The organism is Sporichthya polymorpha DSM 43042 (assembly GCF_000384115.1).
Lineage (GTDB): Bacteria > Actinomycetota > Actinomycetes > Sporichthyales > Sporichthyaceae > Sporichthya > Sporichthya polymorpha.
The window spans coordinates 1,026,776-1,042,699 of sequence record NZ_KB913029.1; the positions used below are offsets into that span (position 1 = coordinate 1,026,776).

Annotated in this window: 19 protein-coding genes; 3 read left to right on the top strand and 16 right to left on the bottom strand. The window is 71.2% G+C overall.

The annotated features are described in order from the left end of the window. Window positions 1-22 precede the first annotated feature (22 nt). The 12 genes from SPOPO_RS0105065 to SPOPO_RS0105120 all read right to left on the bottom strand — a co-directional run bounded on the left by SPOPO_RS0105065 (window position 23) and on the right by SPOPO_RS0105120 (window position 10,290). The gene (locus tag SPOPO_RS0105065) at window positions 23-1,675 is read right to left on the bottom strand and encodes a methylmalonyl-CoA mutase family protein (RefSeq protein ID WP_019873701.1); all 1,653 of its coding nucleotides are present in this window, start codon (window positions 1,673-1,675) and stop codon (window positions 23-25) included. Further along, window positions 1,672-2,064, bottom strand: coding sequence for a cobalamin B12-binding domain-containing protein (locus SPOPO_RS0105070; protein WP_028984527.1), 393 nt, complete (start codon window positions 2,062-2,064; stop codon window positions 1,672-1,674). The genes SPOPO_RS0105065 and SPOPO_RS0105070 overlap by 4 nt, the downstream gene beginning before the upstream one ends. Next, window positions 2,061-2,378 (bottom strand): 2Fe-2S iron-sulfur cluster-binding protein, encoded by a 318-nt coding sequence (locus SPOPO_RS0105075; RefSeq protein ID WP_019873703.1) that lies wholly within the window; start codon window positions 2,376-2,378, stop codon window positions 2,061-2,063. The genes SPOPO_RS0105070 and SPOPO_RS0105075 overlap by 4 nt, the downstream gene beginning before the upstream one ends. Next, window positions 2,375-3,376 carry a hypothetical protein gene (locus SPOPO_RS0105080; RefSeq protein ID WP_019873704.1) on the bottom strand — a complete coding sequence of 334 codons (1,002 nt, stop codon included), beginning with the start codon at window positions 3,374-3,376 and terminating at the stop codon, window positions 2,375-2,377. Before SPOPO_RS0105080 ends, SPOPO_RS0105075 begins: the two co-directional genes overlap by 4 nt. Beyond that, a complete protein-coding gene (locus tag SPOPO_RS0105085) occupies window positions 3,376-4,686 on the bottom strand; it encodes a cytochrome P450 (RefSeq protein WP_019873705.1) in 1,311 nt (436 codons plus the stop codon). The genes SPOPO_RS0105080 and SPOPO_RS0105085 overlap by 1 nt, the downstream gene beginning before the upstream one ends. Beyond that, on the bottom strand, window positions 4,683-5,021 hold the full coding sequence (locus tag SPOPO_RS0105090) for a hypothetical protein (RefSeq protein WP_019873706.1): 339 nt from the start codon (window positions 5,019-5,021) through the stop codon (window positions 4,683-4,685). The genes SPOPO_RS0105085 and SPOPO_RS0105090 overlap by 4 nt, the downstream gene beginning before the upstream one ends. Next, window positions 5,021-5,266: a hypothetical protein gene (locus SPOPO_RS0105095; RefSeq protein WP_019873707.1), complete on the bottom strand. Its 246-nt coding sequence runs from the start codon at window positions 5,264-5,266 to the stop codon at window positions 5,021-5,023. The genes SPOPO_RS0105090 and SPOPO_RS0105095 overlap by 1 nt, the downstream gene beginning before the upstream one ends. Beyond that, a complete protein-coding gene (locus SPOPO_RS0105100; RefSeq protein WP_019873708.1) occupies window positions 5,266-6,675 on the bottom strand; it encodes an aromatic ring-hydroxylating oxygenase subunit alpha in 1,410 nt (469 codons plus the stop codon). The genes SPOPO_RS0105095 and SPOPO_RS0105100 overlap by 1 nt, the downstream gene beginning before the upstream one ends. Beyond that, window positions 6,672-7,289 carry a TetR/AcrR family transcriptional regulator gene (locus SPOPO_RS0105105; RefSeq protein ID WP_019873709.1) on the bottom strand — a complete coding sequence of 206 codons (618 nt, stop codon included), beginning with the start codon at window positions 7,287-7,289 and terminating at the stop codon, window positions 6,672-6,674. Before SPOPO_RS0105105 ends, SPOPO_RS0105100 begins: the two co-directional genes overlap by 4 nt. Window positions 7,290-7,515: 226 nt before the next feature. Then, window positions 7,516-8,262, bottom strand: a complete 747-nt coding sequence (locus tag SPOPO_RS0105110; protein ID WP_028984528.1) for an SDR family NAD(P)-dependent oxidoreductase — start codon at window positions 8,260-8,262, stop codon at window positions 7,516-7,518. A 1-nt stretch (window position 8,263) separates the two neighbouring features. After that, window positions 8,264-9,286 carry an alpha-ketoacid dehydrogenase subunit beta gene (locus tag SPOPO_RS0105115; RefSeq protein WP_019873711.1) on the bottom strand — a complete coding sequence of 341 codons (1,023 nt, stop codon included), beginning with the start codon at window positions 9,284-9,286 and terminating at the stop codon, window positions 8,264-8,266. Next, window positions 9,283-10,290, bottom strand: a complete 1,008-nt coding sequence (locus SPOPO_RS0105120; RefSeq protein WP_019873712.1) for a thiamine pyrophosphate-dependent dehydrogenase E1 component subunit alpha — start codon at window positions 10,288-10,290, stop codon at window positions 9,283-9,285. Before SPOPO_RS0105120 ends, SPOPO_RS0105115 begins: the two co-directional genes overlap by 4 nt. 57 nt (window positions 10,291-10,347) lie before the next feature. Here SPOPO_RS0105120 and SPOPO_RS0105125 point away from each other — a divergent pair, with 57 nt between their 5' ends. Together SPOPO_RS0105125 and SPOPO_RS0105130 are read left to right on the top strand one after the other, a co-directional pair. After that, entirely contained in the window at window positions 10,348-11,628 is a 1,281-nt protein-coding gene (locus tag SPOPO_RS0105125) for a cytochrome P450 (RefSeq protein WP_019873713.1), read from the top strand. Between the two features lie 47 nt (window positions 11,629-11,675). Further along, window positions 11,676-12,197, top strand: a complete 522-nt coding sequence (locus SPOPO_RS0105130) for a MarR family winged helix-turn-helix transcriptional regulator (RefSeq protein WP_019873714.1) — start codon at window positions 11,676-11,678, stop codon at window positions 12,195-12,197. A gap of 56 nt (window positions 12,198-12,253) precedes the next feature. On the opposite strand, the gene SPOPO_RS0105135 is transcribed toward SPOPO_RS0105130, so the two are convergent. Continuing rightward, window positions 12,254-12,877 carry a histidine phosphatase family protein gene (locus SPOPO_RS0105135; protein WP_019873715.1) on the bottom strand — a complete coding sequence of 208 codons (624 nt, stop codon included), beginning with the start codon at window positions 12,875-12,877 and terminating at the stop codon, window positions 12,254-12,256. Continuing rightward, window positions 12,874-13,677: an ABC transporter ATP-binding protein gene (locus SPOPO_RS0105140; RefSeq protein WP_019873716.1), complete on the bottom strand. Its 804-nt coding sequence runs from the start codon at window positions 13,675-13,677 to the stop codon at window positions 12,874-12,876. The genes SPOPO_RS0105135 and SPOPO_RS0105140 overlap by 4 nt, the downstream gene beginning before the upstream one ends. Window positions 13,678-13,841: 164 nt before the next feature. Between SPOPO_RS0105140 and SPOPO_RS0105145 the strand changes: the two genes are divergently transcribed. Then, window positions 13,842-14,117 carry a hypothetical protein gene (locus tag SPOPO_RS0105145; RefSeq protein WP_019873717.1) on the top strand — a complete coding sequence of 92 codons (276 nt, stop codon included), beginning with the start codon at window positions 13,842-13,844 and terminating at the stop codon, window positions 14,115-14,117. 9 nt (window positions 14,118-14,126) lie between these two features. Here the strand turns inward: SPOPO_RS0105145 and SPOPO_RS0105150 are convergent, their stop codons facing one another. Together SPOPO_RS0105150 and SPOPO_RS0105155 are read right to left on the bottom strand one after the other, a co-directional pair. Beyond that, window positions 14,127-14,639 (bottom strand): flavin reductase family protein, encoded by a 513-nt coding sequence (locus tag SPOPO_RS0105150; protein WP_028984530.1) that lies wholly within the window; start codon window positions 14,637-14,639, stop codon window positions 14,127-14,129. Window positions 14,640-14,641: 2 nt separating this feature from the next. Continuing rightward, window positions 14,642-15,919, bottom strand: a complete 1,278-nt coding sequence (locus SPOPO_RS0105155; protein ID WP_019873719.1) for a styrene monooxygenase/indole monooxygenase family protein — start codon at window positions 15,917-15,919, stop codon at window positions 14,642-14,644. Window positions 15,920-15,924 lie beyond the last annotated feature (5 nt).

The following is a 15,924-nucleotide window of genomic DNA, read 5'->3' on the forward strand; positions in this document are numbered from 1 at the left end:
TGACGCTCCCTAACTCGCGGGATCAGTCGAGCGGCACCGGCGGGGTGGTCGCGCCGAACGGGTCATAGGGGTGGCCGAGGCCGAGCCGGAACGCACCCCACACCTCTCCGCTGCTGGCCAGGGCGGCGAAGGCGCGCACCATCGCGGGCACGGCGTTCTCCCCGGCCGCGGTCGCGCCGCGGACATCCCGCAGCGCGGCCCGCACCGGTTCGAGGTCCCGCGCCGCCTTGCGCTCGCGGAACGCCGCGAGGTGCGCGACCACGGCGGCGTGGTCGACCGAGAACCGCGGCGGCGGGGTGGAGTGCGTCGGGCGGAACGCGTTGACCCCGACCTTGAGCCGCTCCCCGGCCTGCATCTCCCGTTCGACGCGATGGTTGTGGTCGTCGATCAGCTCCTCGAGCCGGCCCGACCCGACCGCCGGCAGCAGCCCCTGGGCCTCGATCTCGCCGAGCAGCTTGAGCGCCGCGGCCTCGAGCTCGTCGGTCAGCGCCTCGACGTACCAGCTGCCGCCGAGCGGGTCCGCGGTCCGCGCGGCCCCGACCTCGTGGGCGAGGATCTGCTGGGTGCGGATCGCGAGCTCGCGCGCCTCCGGGGTCGGGATGGACACCGGCTCGTCGTAGGTGCACGTCTCGACCGACTGCACCCCACCGAGGATCGCGGCGAGCGTCTGGACCGTCGCGCGCGCCAGGTTGTTCAGCGGCTGCTGGTACGGCAGCGAACGACCCGAGGTGTGGCAGGCGATGCGCAACCGCTGACTGCGGACGTCCTGCGAACCGAACCGGTCCCGCATCGTCCGCGCCCACACCCGCCGCAGTGCGCGGAACTTCGCGACCTCCTCGAACAGGTCCACGTCCGCGGTCGAGACCCACGCCATCGACGGCGCGATCTGATCGACGCCGATGCCACGCACCGCGAGGTCGGCGAGGGTCTGGTTGACGATCGCCATCCCGACCGCGATCTCCGAGACCGGCGTCAGGCCCCGCTCGCGCAGGTTGTAGCACTGCGGGAACCCCGTCGCCCACCGCGGCGTGTACCGGGCGACGTGCTCCAACACGTCCACCGTCGCCCGCTGCGCCAGATCGACGGGCAGCAGCTTCTCGCCGTACCCGGAGAGGGTGAGCGTCACGTGGTCGGGCATGTGCGATCCCTGAAGCCGCGTCAGGTCGTAACCCTGCTGCTCGGCGTAGGCCAGCACCAACGGGTACAGCCCGACGGTGGCGTGCCACGCGATGTCCGTCGTCGTCAGGTCGATGCCGTCGAGCAGGACCTCCAGGTCCGGCAGCCAGGTCAGCGAGCAGCCCTCGCTGCCGACCTCCGGCTCGAACATCGGGTGGTCCGGGTCGAGCGCCTCCTGGCTCAGCGTGTCCAGGACGACGTCGAGGCCCGTCGCGCCCTGAGCGCGCGCGGCCTCCAGCCCGGCTCGGGTGTCGGCGGGAGTCCCGTAGCCGACGATCGTGCGCTGGGTCCACATCCGGCTGCGGTACATCTGCGGGTACGACCCGCGGGCGAACGGGAACTGACCCGGATCGCCGAGGCTCTCGGCGTAGGTCTCGTCCGGCTCCGCCGGGCCGTACGCCGCCTCGGTCTCCAGCCCGCCCCAGGTCCGCGTGCGCGAGAGCCGCAGGTGGGCGTCGTCGACCTCGGGGAACGACCGGCGCTCGTCGGGGCCGCTCACGACGCCCTCGCCAGTCCGCCGACGTAGTCCAGGATCGCGTCCGCGGTCGAGTCCTGGCCGAACACCACCGCGACGCCGAGCGAGCGCAGGTGCTCGACGTCCTCGGGGTGGATCAGCCCGCCGACCATCACCGGGATGTCCTCCGCGCCGACGCCGCGCAGCTCGCTCATGAGCTCGGCGACGTAGTGCGTGTACGTGCTGACGCTGAAACTGACCCCAATCGCGTCGACGTCCTCGGCGACGGCCGCGGCCGCCATGCCCGCCGCGCTGTTGTGCTCGCCCAGGTAGATGACCTCGAACCCCGCGTCGCGCAGGATCCGCGACACCGTCCGCAAACCGCGGGAGTGCACGTCGACCCCGAGCATTCCCAGAAGCACCCGCACCCTCATGACGCCGCCTCAGTCGGCAAACGTTTGACGCCGCGCTTGGTGACGACGACGTCGCCGGTCACGGTGGTCTGGCAGGCGAGCCGGTGTCCGCCGTCCTTGGACTCCTTCAGCGCGTCGAGACCTTCGGCCTCGAGGTCACCGATCGGGCCGCAGTTCTCGCGGCCGGACTCGACGGTCATGACGCAGGTCCGGCAGGTGCCGTTTCCCCCGCAGATCGTCGGCCAGCGGTAGCCGAGGCGGACCGCGGCAGCGAACACGGTCTCGCCCGGTTCCGGGTCAATGCGGACCTCGGCGGGGCGGACGCGGACGGTCACCCGAGCCCCTCGGCGGCGATGCGATCGCGGAAGCTCTCCAGCCAGGTGTGGCCGGCTGCGACGCGACGGGAGTCACCGACGCGGTGCGTGCGTCCGGTCTGGGCCCGGTACGCCGGGCCGCGGGCGGCCGAGAACTGGGACATGCGGCTCTCGGCCGGGCCCGTGAACTCGTACTGCCGGTCGCCCAGGTCGTACGACACCGTCGTCGGCCAGCCGGCGTCGTCGACGACGTACTTGGCCTGCAACCCCGTCGTCGACGCGACCAGGGAGTCGCCGTGAACGATCGCCCCGGTGGTGAACCCGTCGCGGCCGACGACGAAGTGACCCCACTCGAGCGACCCGTCGTCGAACCGGTTGCAGAAGATCTGCCACGAGATCTCGACGTCGGTCCAGTAGACGTCGTCCTTGTAGTCGCGGCCGTGCGTCCAGTACGCGTTGTCCATCCAGAGCGGGCCGCTGACCTGCTTGCCCAGGATCGTGCCGGTGACCCAGTGGGCGATAATCGTGTAGAGCATCGCGTTCTCGCGGGCGGCCGAGAAGACCTGGATACCGAGCCCGGCGCTCGGGCCCGCGAGGCTGAGGATGTCGCCCTCGCTGTAGTCGATCGAGTCTCCGCGCCAGCGCAGGTCCATCGGCTGCTCGCCGTGGGTGACGACGTCGCCCGGCAGCTTGGAGAACACCGGCTCGTACCAGCGGCGCTCCGGGCCGTGGAGGACACGCTTCACCTCGCCGCGGGACGTGCGGCCCGTCGCCGGGTCGAGGCCCAGCTCCCCGTTCCCCCGCTGGGTCATGACGAAGCAGCCGCTGGTCAGCCCACCGACGAACTTGCGCTCCAGCCCGTACGTGCGGCCCTCGTCGTCGGAGAAGAATCCGTAGAGGTAGGTGGTCTGGAGCGGCAGGCCGAACTGGGGCTCCTCGACGCGCATCGTCTCCGGGTCGGGCCGGAAGGCGCCGACGACGGCGCGGTGGTCGAAGTCGCCGAACAGATAGCGCGGCATTACGCCTCCTTCGGGGTGAAGCGCAGCGGAAGCTCCGGGTAGCCGTGCAGGACGAAGCTGCCGTGCCGGCGCAGGTCGGCCGGGTCGCAGCCGAGGGCCAGGTCGGGCAGCCGGGTCAGCAGGAGTTCGGTCGCGAGCCGGAGTTCGAGGCGCGCCACCGCGGACCCGAGGCAGAAGTGCTCGAACCGGCCGAACGTGAGGTGGGGCTGGCTCTTGCTCGACGCGTCCGGGGGCGGCAGCTCGTCGGGGTGCGGGAACGCCTCCGGATCCCGGTTCGCGGAGCCGAACACGACCCAGAGCAGCGCACCCTCCGGCAGGTCGACCTCGCCCAGCCGTGTCGGCCGGGTCGTCACGCGGAACATGCCCTGCACGGGCGCGTCGAGGCGGAGCATCTCCTCCATCAACCCCGGGATCAGCGCCGGCTCCTTGCGGACGCGGTCCGCCAGCGCGGGGTCGGTGGCGAACCGGTACGCCGCGGAGGTGATCATCAGCGTCGTCGTCTCGTGCCCGCCGACGATGAACTGACTCATCATCAGCAGGATCTCGTCGACGGAGAGGGGCTCCTCGCCGTCCATGCGGGCCGAGAGCAGGTCGGTGATCAGGTCGTCCTGCGGGTGCGCGCGCCGCGACTCGATCGCGGCGGTGAAGTAGTCGTAGAACGCGTCGATGTCGGCGAACATCTGCGCGATCTCCTCGGCCGTCCGGTCCGCCCCGACGCCGGCGGTGAACGCGTCCGCCCAGCGCTTGAAGTCGGCCATGTCCTGCGGCGGGACGCCGAGCAGGGTGGCGATGACCGTCATCGGCAGCGGCAGCGCGAACTCGGAGACCAGCTCCACCGATCCCCGCGCCGCGAAGCCGTCGATCAGCTCGGTCGCGAGGCGGCGGACCTCCGGCTCGAGCGCGTTGATGCGCTTCGGGCTGAACGCCGCGGAGACCAGCTGCCGCTGGCGCTTGTGCTGCGGCGGGTCGGTGAGCAGCAGCACCGGCGTCTGCGCCATCCGCAGCCGGCGCGCGGCCTGGGCGCGCAGCGTCTCCGGCGTCGCCGGGTCGTCGACGAGCCGCTGTGCCAGGCCCGTCACCGACGAGGGGCCACTCGCCATCGTCGAGGAGTAGGTCTCGTGGTCGCGCAGGACCTCGATGGCGTCGGCGTACCGGGTCACGGCGTAGGCACCGATTCGCTCGGCGTACGCGACCGGCTCCTCGGAGCGCAGCACCTCGTACAGCGGGTACGGGCACCGCACGAGCTCCGGCTCCCCGGCGACGAGCCGCGCCAGGTCGGCGGGCCGGTAGGGGCAGGTGGGTGCGGTCATTCGGACACCGGAAGGTAGAAGGCGGCCCGCACCGACGAGACGTCCAGCGTCGGGCTGACGCCCCTGCTCAGGTGCTTCGTCTGCGCCAGCCGCTGCTGGATCTTCTCGACGTCCCCGACGGTCTCCGCGTCGATCTCGTACACGGCCGCGTAGGTGGGCAGCTCCGGGAACGCCGGCGAGAGCGGGATCCCGCTGGCCTTGAGCCGCCGGAACGAGATCGCCGCTCCGCGCTCGATGATCTCCGGTGCGTGCTCCTCGGTGTACCAGCGGTTGAACTCGTCCTCGTCGGCGCCCTCGGCGCACTCGGACACGACGATCAGCAGACCCTTGGGCATCAGGACTTCCCCTCGGTGGCGCGCCGGACGGCGAGGCGGCCGATCCAGCCCAGCAGTTGGCGGTTGGCATAGGTGAGGTCGCCCTCGTGCCACTGCCCCAGGTCGTCGAAGATCCCAGTCTTGCCGGTGGCGGGATCGGTGACGTCCACCCGGCCGTCGGGGCGGGCCGTGTACACGTAGCCGTTGATGGGGTCGATCAGTTGCTTGGGCTTGGCCGCATCAGAGGCCGCATCGGAGGCCGCCATCACCGCTCCAGGTAGGTCGTGAGGGTCTGGTGGAACTGGCGGATCCGGCTCTCCTGGTACTGACCGAGCGTCAGACCGGACTTGCGGGTCGTCTTCATCCCCCGCTGGACCGAGACCATGTTGTCGATGTCCTGGTCGAAGACCGGGCCGAGCAGACCGAGCTCGGGGACGTCGGTGAAGGCCGTGTCCTCCGGCACCCAGATCACCTTCGCCGGCGGCGGTTTCGGGCCGCCGGCGGGCGGGTCGGCCAGGATGAACGTCTCGAAGATGCAGGTGTCCGGGTCGAAGCCGTTGGGCCGCCAGCGGTAGCAGATGTTCGACTTCATCCCGCCCCACGGGTGGAAGTTCGGGAAGACCGTGTGCTGCACGGTGTCGAGCAGTTCCGAGTCCGAGAGCTGCGAGAAGTCGCGGCCGGAGATCCTTTCGAACTGCTTGCGGGTTTCCTCGGCGAGCACCTCACGGGCCGTCTTGCCGGGCGGGATCTCCGGCAGCCCGTTCTCCCCCGGCTGCAGGTCGCGGCCGGTGTCGGCGGAGTAGAACGTCCGCGCGGCGTAGAACGACTCGAGGACGTCCTCCTCGTCGACGAAGTCCGCGACGTGCGGGCTCGGTGCGCCCTGGACGTTGATCATCCGGTTCCAGTGCGGCTCGTCGGAGGTCGCGTCGTACTGGGTGTTGGCGTCGGCCGTCCACGTCAGGATCTGAGGGTGCGTCGCGATGACGTGGTAGGTCTCCATGAAGGCCTCCTGCGCGGCCTTCCAGTTCAGCGGCAGGATCTTCGCGGTGTGGACCGCCTTGTAGCGCTCCTCGATCGGCCAGATCCAGAGCTCGTCGAACTTGCCGAGGAACTCCGCCAGGGTCTGGGTGGAGGTCTCGTCCGGGTTGAGAAAGACCCAGCCGCGCCAGGTGTCCACGCGGGCCTCGGGGAGCTGCATCGTCGAGCGGTCGACGTGCGGGAAGTCCCACTCGCACGGGATGTTCTTCAGGCTGCCGTCGAGGTTCCAGGTGAAGCCGTGGAACGTGCACCGGATCTCGGGGATGTTCCCGCCGCGGTCGCGCAGCATCCGCGCCCGGTGCAGGCAGGCGTTGACGTACGCCCGGATGCCGCCTGAAGTCCGCATCACGATGTAGGAGAGGTCGCCGATCTCGTAGAGCACGTGGTCCCCGACGTTCGGGATCTCGTCCTCCAGGCAGACCATCTGCCAGACGCGGTACCAGAGCTTCTCCATCTCGAGCTTCGCGAACTCGGGCGAGATGTAGCGCTCGATCGGGATGTCGGTCGGGTCGTCCTGGTCGTTGCGGTTGTAGCGCAGCGAGTCCGGCACCGGGCGACTGTCGCGGTCCAGGTACTCCTGGACGCTCGGGCCGGGCGACCGGGGCCGGTCGGTGCTCGGCCGTTCGGTGGTGGTCATGCGTTGCCTCCAGCGAGGACGGGCGGGACGACGAAGTCGGCGAACCAGGCACGGACGTCGCCGTCGGGGACGAGCACGGGTCGTTCGGAGACGAGGACGTGGTTGGTGAGGAACCAGCGGACGATGCGCTCGTTCGTCAGGTGCGCCGCGATCTCCCCGCGGGCCCGGCCGTACTCCAGCAGCGGGCCCCAGTACTCGTACTGGGCCGCGGCGAGCGCCTCGTCGTGGCTCATCAGGTCGGCGGTGATCGCGGTCGCCTCGGCCACCAGCGTCACGTTCGCCATGTAGTCGTGCGCGAGGTCGTGGCCGGCGACGAGCGAGTCGAGGATCAGCGGCGCGACCGGGCCGGACAACGTGATGCGGCTCCACCGTTCCGCGTTGACCGCACGCACCTCGGCGATCATCACCTGCCGGACGAGTTCCTCGCGGCTGGAGAAGTACCGGTACAGGTTCGGCCGCGCGACCCCCGCGAGCGCCGCGACCTCGTCCAGCGGCGTCGCCGCTATCCCGTTCTGCCGGAACGCCGACCGGGCGGCGTCGAGAATCCGCTCCCGCGCGGTCCGCGGGACGGCCACCTCCGCCGGTCCCGCCACTGACGCCGACGCCTTCGCCATGCCTCGACGATACGCAACAGCCCCTGTTGTATCAATACCCGCGCCGCGCCTATGCGCTTCACTCGCCGCAGCCAGGCCTTACTCGCTCGGTCGGGCGAGTAAAGGCTGGCGGTGGCGAGTGAAGCGCGATCCCGGGGGTGCGGGGCGGCGCACAACGATACGGCGGGCGGAGCGGTGTATCGGCGGGACGGGGCCCTGCGAGCGCGGCGGAGGCAGCGAGATCCGGTCAGATGCCGCCGGACTGGGCCGCCTGGAGGAGCGGGACGGTGTTGATGGTCAGGCCGCCGTCGACGCGGAGGACCTGGCCGGTGACGTAGGCGGCGCCGGTCGCGAGGGCGCAGATCGCCTCGGCGACGTCCTCGGCGAGGCCGGAGCGGCCGAGCGGGATCAGGGCGTTCGTGCGGGCCTCGCGGGCAGGGTCGCCCTGGCGGTCGGCGGTCATCTCGGTGCTGATGCGGCCCGGGGCCACGGCGTTGACGCGGATTCCGCGCGGGGCGTACTCCAGTGCCGCGGCCTCGGTGTACGACGCGACGGCGGCCTTCGCCATCGAGTACACGCCGGTGCCCGGGACCGGCATGAACGCCGACATCGAGGCGACGTTGACGACGGACCCGCCGCCGTCAGCGGCAAGGGCGTCGGCGAAGTGACGGGTCATCAGCAGCGGGCCGAGGACGTTGACGTCGAAGACCTTGTGGAAGTGCTCGGGGGTGACGTCCGCCAGCTTGCCCGGCAGGTACATGCCGGCGTTGTTCACCAGCACCGCGAGGTCGGAGATGCCGGCCGCGACGGCGGCGACCGACGCCTCGTCGGCGACGTCGACCTGCGCGACCTTGGCGCCGATCTCCGACGCCGTCGTCTCGGCGGCCGCGCCGTCGAGGTCGGCGACGATCACCTCGAAGCCGGACTGCACCAGCCTCGCCGCGGTCGCGCGGCCGATCCCCCGGGCCGCGCCGGTCACGAGTGCAAGAGCCACGTCAACGTCCCATCAGCTGGTGGACCGCCGCGACGAGGTCGTCGGAGGTCGGGTGGAAGTCGAGGCCCGCCGCGAACGGGACGGGCGAGTACCCCGCGCCGAGGCGCAGGACGGGCGCGAGCAGGTCGGCCCACAGCGTCTCGGTGATCTGGGCCGCGAGCTCGGCGCCGGGGCCGCAGAACGTGTGCGCGTCGTGAAGGACGACGGCGCGCCGCGTGCGCTCGACCGACTCCAGCACCGTCTCCATGTCGAGGGGGACCAGCGTGCGCAGGTCGATCACCTCGGCCGAGATCCCCTGCTCCGCCAGGGTCTCCGCGGCCGCGACCGCGTTGCGCACCTGCGTCCCGTAGGTGATGACGGTGACGTGCTCACCAGGGCGGCGTACGGCCGCCTTCCCGAGCGGCACCTTGTGCAGCCCGACCGGCACCTCGTCCTTCTGCGTGAAGACCAGGTCGAAGTGCTCGACGAACAGGCACGGGTCCGGGTCGTCGATGCAGGAGGCGAGCAGACCCTTGGCGTCGGCCGCCGTCGAGGGGACGACGACCTTGATGCCGGGCGTGTGCATGAACCACGCCTCGAGGTTCTGCGCGTGCTGGGCGCCGAAGCGCCGGGTGCCGACGCCCGTCCGCACCGTCAGCGGGACCGGCGTGTGACCGCCGGACATGTAGCGCAGCTTCGCGGCGTGGTTGACGATCTGGTCGATGCAGACCGTCGTGAAGTCCATGAACATGATCTCGGCGATCGGCTTGTAACCACCCATCGCGAGCCCGACGGCCGCGCCGATGATGCCGGTCTCCGCGATCGGCGTGGGGCGCACGCGGTCGCGGCCGTACTTCGTCGACAGGCCCTTCGAGATCTTCAGGACGCCACCGATCGGGTCGGCCACGTCCTCGCCGAGCAGCAGGACCTTTGAGTCGGCGTCCATCGCGAGGTGCAGGGCGGAGTTCAGCGCCTGCGCCATCGTCATGACCTCGGTCTGCGCGGCGCCCGAGGAGTCGTCGGAGAGGAAGGCGGACGTGCTCACAGCGCCACTCCCGTCCCCGCCAGGGCGGCGGTGTCGGCGAAGACGTCCCGGTACCGCAGGTCCTTCTCCGGCGGCGGGCTCGCCTGGGCGAAGGCGAAGGCGTCGTCGACCTGCGCGACCACCTCCGCGTCGAGGGCGGCGAGGTCGGCCTCGCTCGCGGCACCGGACTCGAGCAGCCGGCGGCGGAACGTCGGCACCGGGTCACGCTCGAGCGCGGCCGCGAGCTCGTCGGCCGGCATGTAGCTGTAGTCGGCGGAGCCGCTGTGCCCGGTGAGCCGGTAGGTGACGGCCTCGACGAACGTCGGGCCCTCGCCGTTGCGGGCGCGGGTGAGCGCGTCGCGCAACACCTCGGCGGTGGCGACCGGGTCGAACCCGTCGACGCGGACGGTGCGCATCCCGTACGCCTGCGCGCGGCCGGCGAGGTCGGTGTTCGCGGCGTACTCGGCGATCGGCGTGTGCTCGCCCCACTGGTTGTTCTGGCAGAGGAAGACGACGGGCAGCTTCCAGAGCCCGGCCATGTTCATGCCCTCGTGGAAGGCGCCGATCGAGGTGGCGCCGTCACCGAAGGTGGTGACGACCGCGCGCCCGGTGCCTTCCGAGCTCGGCCCGTCGAGCTGCGCCGCGATCCCGAGCCCCACGGCGATCGGGATGCCGGAGCCGACGATGCCGGTGCTCGTCATGAAGCCCATCGAGGTGTCGTGCAGGTGCATCGGGCCGCCCTTGCCGCCGCACACCCCGTCGGACCGGCCGTAGATCTCGGCGATCACCCGCCGCAGGTTCGACCCCTTCGCGAGCGCGTCGCCCAGCGAGCGGTAGGTGGAGACGAGCTGGTCCTGCGGGGTCACCGCGATCGAGAGCGCGCCGCAGACGCCCTCCAGTCCGCGCACGGGGTAGAAGGCGGACTGCAGGGAGCCGCTCTTCACCTCCGCGGACGCGCGATCGCTGGTGGCCGTGATCAGGGCCATCGTCCGGTACATCTGCAACATCTCGGCCGTCGTCAGCACCCGGCCAATTTAGTCGCGTACTAGACTTTTTGGCAATCTACGGTTTACCGTCGCACCGTGGTCGAGACCTCTGATCTGACGCGCCTGATCTCCAACGACCCCGGGCTCGTGCGGTGCCCGTGGCCGCTGTACGACGTGCTGCGGACCGAGGCGCCGGTGACGTACGACGAGACGCTCAAGGCGTTCGTCGTCACCCGCTACGCCGACGTCATCGAGGTCCTCAAGGACACCGCGACCTTCTCCTCCGCGATGGCGAGCGGCCCGAGCTCGGTGACCGGGCTGGCGAAGAAGCTGATCGCCGACCCCGAGACGCCGGAGCGCCTGCGCGCCCAGGCCGAGCGTCGACTCAAGCTCGCCGAGTCTCCCGTCCTGCTCTTCACCGACCCGCCGCTGCACAAGCGGCAGCGCCAGCTGGTGTCCGCGGCCTTCAGCCCGAAGCGCATCAAGCAGCTGGAGCCGGAGGTCCGGCGCCTCGTCGACGAGCTCATCGACGGCTTCATCGCGGACGGGAAGGTCGACCTCGTCCCGCAGTTCGCGATCCCGCTGCCGATGACGGTCATCGCGACGATGCTCGGCGTCCCGCCGCAGAACATGGACCAGTTCAAGCGGTGGTCGAACGCGTTCACCGCCGGCGTCGGCGCCGTCGAGCAGACCCGCGAGGAGATCGCCGAGATCTTCGACGAGGTCGACACCTTCTACGACTACTTCACCGACGAGATCGAGCGCCGCCGCGTCGAGCCGCAGGACGACCTGCTCACCGACCTCGTCGAGGCGCGCATGGCCGGCGAGGAGCCGCTGACGCTCGACGAGATGCTCAACATGCTCGTCCAGTTCCTCGTCGCCGGGAACGAGACGACGACGAACTCGGCCGGGATGCTCGTCAACCGGCTCGCGCAGGAGCCCGGCCTCGCCGACCGCGTCCGCGAGAACCACGCGCTGATCCCGACGCTCGTCGAGGAGATGCTCCGCGTCGAGGCCCCGGTGCAGGGCATGTTCCGCGTCGCGACGACCGACGGGACGATCGGCGACGTCGCCGTCCCCGCCGGCTCGGTGGTGTGGCTGGTCTACGGCTCGGCCAACCTCGACCCCGAGACCTTCGCCGAGCCCGGCACCCTCGACCTCGACGGCGACCGTGCGCCCCACCTGACCTTCGCCCGCTTCGAGCACTTCTGCCTCGGCGCGAACATCGCCCGGCTCGAGCTCCGCATCGCCGCCGAGCGACTCCTCGACCGGCTCGCGGACATCCGCCTCGCCTGCGACCCCGCCGAGGTCCCGTACCACCGCAGCTTCGTCCTCCGCGGCCCCGCGAGCCTCCCGCTCACGTTCACCGCCCGCTGAGCGCGCCACCCGGACCGGCGGCGCACGCCCGCCGTTAGAGTTCGGGCATGCCGTCGCCGACCTCGAAACCCGCGAAAGCGGGTCAGCGGTCGGACCCGCTCACCCGGGCGCACAAGTACTGGCGCGGGGAGCACCTCGGGATCGACGAGGACTCGTTCATCGCGATGACGTCGGTCCTGCGGCTGCACCGGCTGATGACGACGAACATCGAGGCCGAACTCAAGCGGCACGACATCAAGCTCACCGACTTCATGCTGCTGGTGACGCTGGAGATGTCCGACAACCACACCCGGTCGGTGTCCCGGCTCGCGAAGTCGCTGCTGGTCCACCCGACGACGGCGACGGTCGCGACCGACCGCCTCGAGGCCCGCGGGCTCCTCGTCCGCACCCCGCACCCGAGCGACCGGCGCGCGACGCTGGTGACGATCACTGAGGAGGGCCGCGACCTGCTCCAGCGGGCCTCCGCCGTCCTCGACGCGGTGGAGTACGGCCTGCCCGGCGCCTCCCCCGCGGAGCGCGCCTCCCTGGTCGAGGCGATCGACGCCGTCCGCGCCGCCGCCGGCGACTGACGCCCCTCCGCCGACGTTCAAAAAGGGTGACACCCCTTACTGCGCAGTAAGGGGTGTCACCCTTTTGTGACAAGGGGCGGGGGCAGGTGCTGGGTCTCGTTGAGGGAGGCGAGGCGGACGCCGCCGGAGGTGTCGGCGACGAGGCGGTTGATTCCGCAGTTGTCGGGGTGGAAGAACCACATCCGGTCGATGCCGACCGCGGCGCCGAGGAGGACGTTGAGCACCCCGCCGTGGCTGACGACGAGAGCCCGGCCGCCGGCGTGGGTCGTCAGGATCTCGGCGAGGACCTCGCCGGCCTCGGCGCGGAAGGTCGGGAGGTCGATGCCCCACGGCGTGAGGTCGCCGGCCATGCAGGCGTCGAAGCGGGGGTCACCGGCGGCGCGGAGTTCACTCAGCAGGACGTACTCCGTCGAGCGGCGGTCGAACTCGGCGAGCCCGTCGCGGACCTGCGCCCGGAGGCCGAGTTCGGCACACAGCGGAGCGGCGGTCTCCAGCGCCCGGCGCTGGGGCGAGCAGTAGACCGCCTCGACGGGTTCACCGGCGAGCGCCTTGGCGACCGCGTTCGCCTCCTCGCGGCCGCGCGCGGACAGGCCGGGGTCGGTCGTCCCGCGCTCCGCCTGACCGTGGCGGACCAGGACGACCGTCGTGTGGGCGACGACCTCGAGGCCGCCGGGCCTCAACTCGCGAGCTCGTCGGTCTCGAGCTCGGGCGCCTCGGAGCCGAGGTACGCGCTGCGGACCAGCTCGGACGTCTGCACCTCGCGCGGCGTGCCCTCGAAGATCGGCTTGCCGAAGTCGAGGACGTGGATGTACTCGCAGGTGCTCATGACGAGCGCCATGTCGTGCTCGACGATGAGGATGCCGAGGCCGCGCTCGGCGACCAGCGTCCGCAGGATCTCGCCGAAGCGCTCGGTCTCGGAGCCGTCCAGACCGGACGAGGGCTCGTCGAGCAGCAGCAGCCGGAAGTCGCCGGCGGAGACGCGGGCCAGCTCGACGAGCCGGCGCTGACCCGTGGAGAGGTCGGCCGGACGCCGGTCGGCGAGGTGGGAGATGCCGCAGAGTTCCATCGCCTCGGCGGCGTGCTGCTTGGTCGCGCGGCGCTCGGCCGGACGCGCGGCGAGGTGCCGCAGCGGGTTCCGGCCGGCCATCGCGGCCTCGCGCCCCATGCGCACGTTCTCGCGCACCGACAGCGTCTCGAACAGCTCCATCCGCTGGAACGTGCGGCCCAGGCCCTTGAGCGCGCGGGCCTGCGGCGGGGCGGAGGTGACGTCCTCACCGAAGAGCACGACCTTGCCCGCGGCCGGGCGCACGACGCCGGTGATCGCGTTGAAGGTCGTGGTCTTGCCGGCACCGTTGGGCCCGATCAGCCCGGTGATGCGGCCACGCGGGGCCGTCAGGGTCTGGCCGTCGACGGCGGTCAGACCGCCGTAGCGGACCGTGAGGTTCTCCACATGCAGACCATCGACGGTTCCCTCGGCCATACCGACCTCCACGATTGGGGTACGAGCGCAATTGTCTATTCCTAGAGTAATCCTCCGCGGCTGGCAACGGTCAGTCCTGACGGGGTGGACCGATTCGCCTGCGCCGCGCCCGAATATTGTTCACAATTTTCTGAACGACGTGAAGACCGAGCGGAGGGAGGGACGTGAGCTCCCCGCACCCCGAGGACCAGCCCGAGACGCCGGACGCTGCGGCCGCTCCGGACGCCCCGGCCGTTCCGGGCGCCTCGGCCCGGTTGGACCCTGCGGTCGTCGAGGCGCTGCTCGCCCGCGACCACGCCGCCTCGCTGCAGACCGTCGCCCGGGAGCGGGTCTGGCTGCTGGAGGCCCTCCGCAACGGCGAGGACATCGACGAGCTCGCCCGGCTCCTTCACGTCACCCCGCGGGCGATCCGGCACCTGCTCGGACGAGACACGGCCTGACGCGGCGCGTCAGCTGACGACGGGCTGTTCGAACCACCGGCAGTCCCCGCGGAAGAAGATCAGCGGCTCGCGGTGGAAGTTTCGGTAGCGGAGCACCTCGCCGACCAGCACGACGTGGTCGCCGGTGACGAACTCTCCGGCCAGGCGGCACTCGTACTGGGTCGCGCAGCCGGCGATCAGCGGCGCCCCGGTGGTCCCGACCGTGGTCTCGACCCCGGTGAACCGGTCGTCCGCCGGGGTGGCGAACTGCCGCGAGACCTCCTCCTGCTGCCAGGCGAGGACGTTGACGCCGAAGTGCCCCGCCGCCCGGTAGACCGGCAGGCTCGACGAGCAGGTCCGCAGGTTCCACAGCACCAGCGGCGGGTCCAGCGAGACCGAGCCGAACGAGTTCGCGGTCAGCCCGACGCGACGTCCGTCGTGCGCGGCGGTCATGACGGCGATCCCGGTCGGGAACGTCCCGAGCGACTGCCGGTACGCGCGGAGGTCGTCACCCGGGACCGCGAACGCGACCTCGGGTGCCACGTTCACACCACCCCAGCCGGCACCGCCGCGACCGTGCGCCCGCGGGCCGCGTAGCCGGCGCGCGCCCCCGCGGCCGCGACGAACGCCTCCGCGGTCGCGGGGTCGGCGAGGAAGTTCGGGAGGTCGGTCGGGTCGTCGAAGACGTTGCAGAACCGGTGCGCGACCTCGGGGATCTGCGTCGCCGCCCCGAGCACCGCGAGGGCGTACGGCGGCGGGGCGAGCATCGTGTTGGTGAACCCCGTCGGAAACTGCGCGTAGGACCAGAACTCGTCGAACGTCGACTGCAGGAACGCGTCGTCGAACGGTCCGTCCCCCGCCGCCGTGATGAGCCGGTGGACGATGTCCGCGTGCATGCAGGCGTTGTTGGCGCCCTGGCCGCAGCACGGGTCGTTGAGGACGACGACGTCGGCGATGCCCACCACCTTCGCCCCGGACGGCAGGGTCGCGATCGGCTTGCGCACCAGCGGCGGGACCGCGCCGCACAGCCAGGCATTGGCGTCGGCGAGCTCGGCATCGCGGACGCGGTCGTTCTCCCACGGGAAGAAGTCGGAGAACACACGCTTCGTCAGATCCAGCATCGACGAGGGGTCGGTGGCCGCGCCCCAGCGGTCCATCGGCCCACCGGGAACGGCCTCCATGACCCAGGCGATCGCGGGGCCGGCGTGCGTGACCATCGGGATGCCGAACGCCTCCCCGACGCCGGGCCGGATGTTGTAGTACACCCCGTCAGGTGCGTCGTGGACGCAGCCGACGAGCGCCGCCATCCCGATCGAGCGCTGCGGCCGGTCGTAGGTGAGCATCGCGGTGTTCACCTCGAACAGGCGCGTGATGTCGCCCTTCCCGGCGGAGATGATCGTGAGGTCGGCGGTCGCGGCGATGCTCTCCAGCGTCGGGACGTCGACCGTGCCGTAGACGACCTTCCCGCCGCGGTCGGAGAACAGGTTCAGCCACGTGCCGAACTTGAGCCGCTGGTCCACCGACTGCGCGTGCCGGGCGAACCGGCCGTCGAAGCTGAGCGCGAGGTCCCCCTCGGGGCCGTCGGCGATGCGGCAGAACGTGTAGTCGATCAGCGGCTGCTCGCCGTCCCACAGGCAGATGTCGAGCGCCCGCTCCCGGTCGAGGTTGCGGCTGAACATCGCGTTCGACGACGGCAGCCGCGACGCCGCCATCTGCTCGGCCGTGCGGTCCGAGTACAGCGTGACCTCGTGGCCGTCACGGTGGAGCGCGAACGCGAGCTGGAGGCCGGACTGGCCGGCCCCGACGATGGCGATGGTGGGCATGGGTG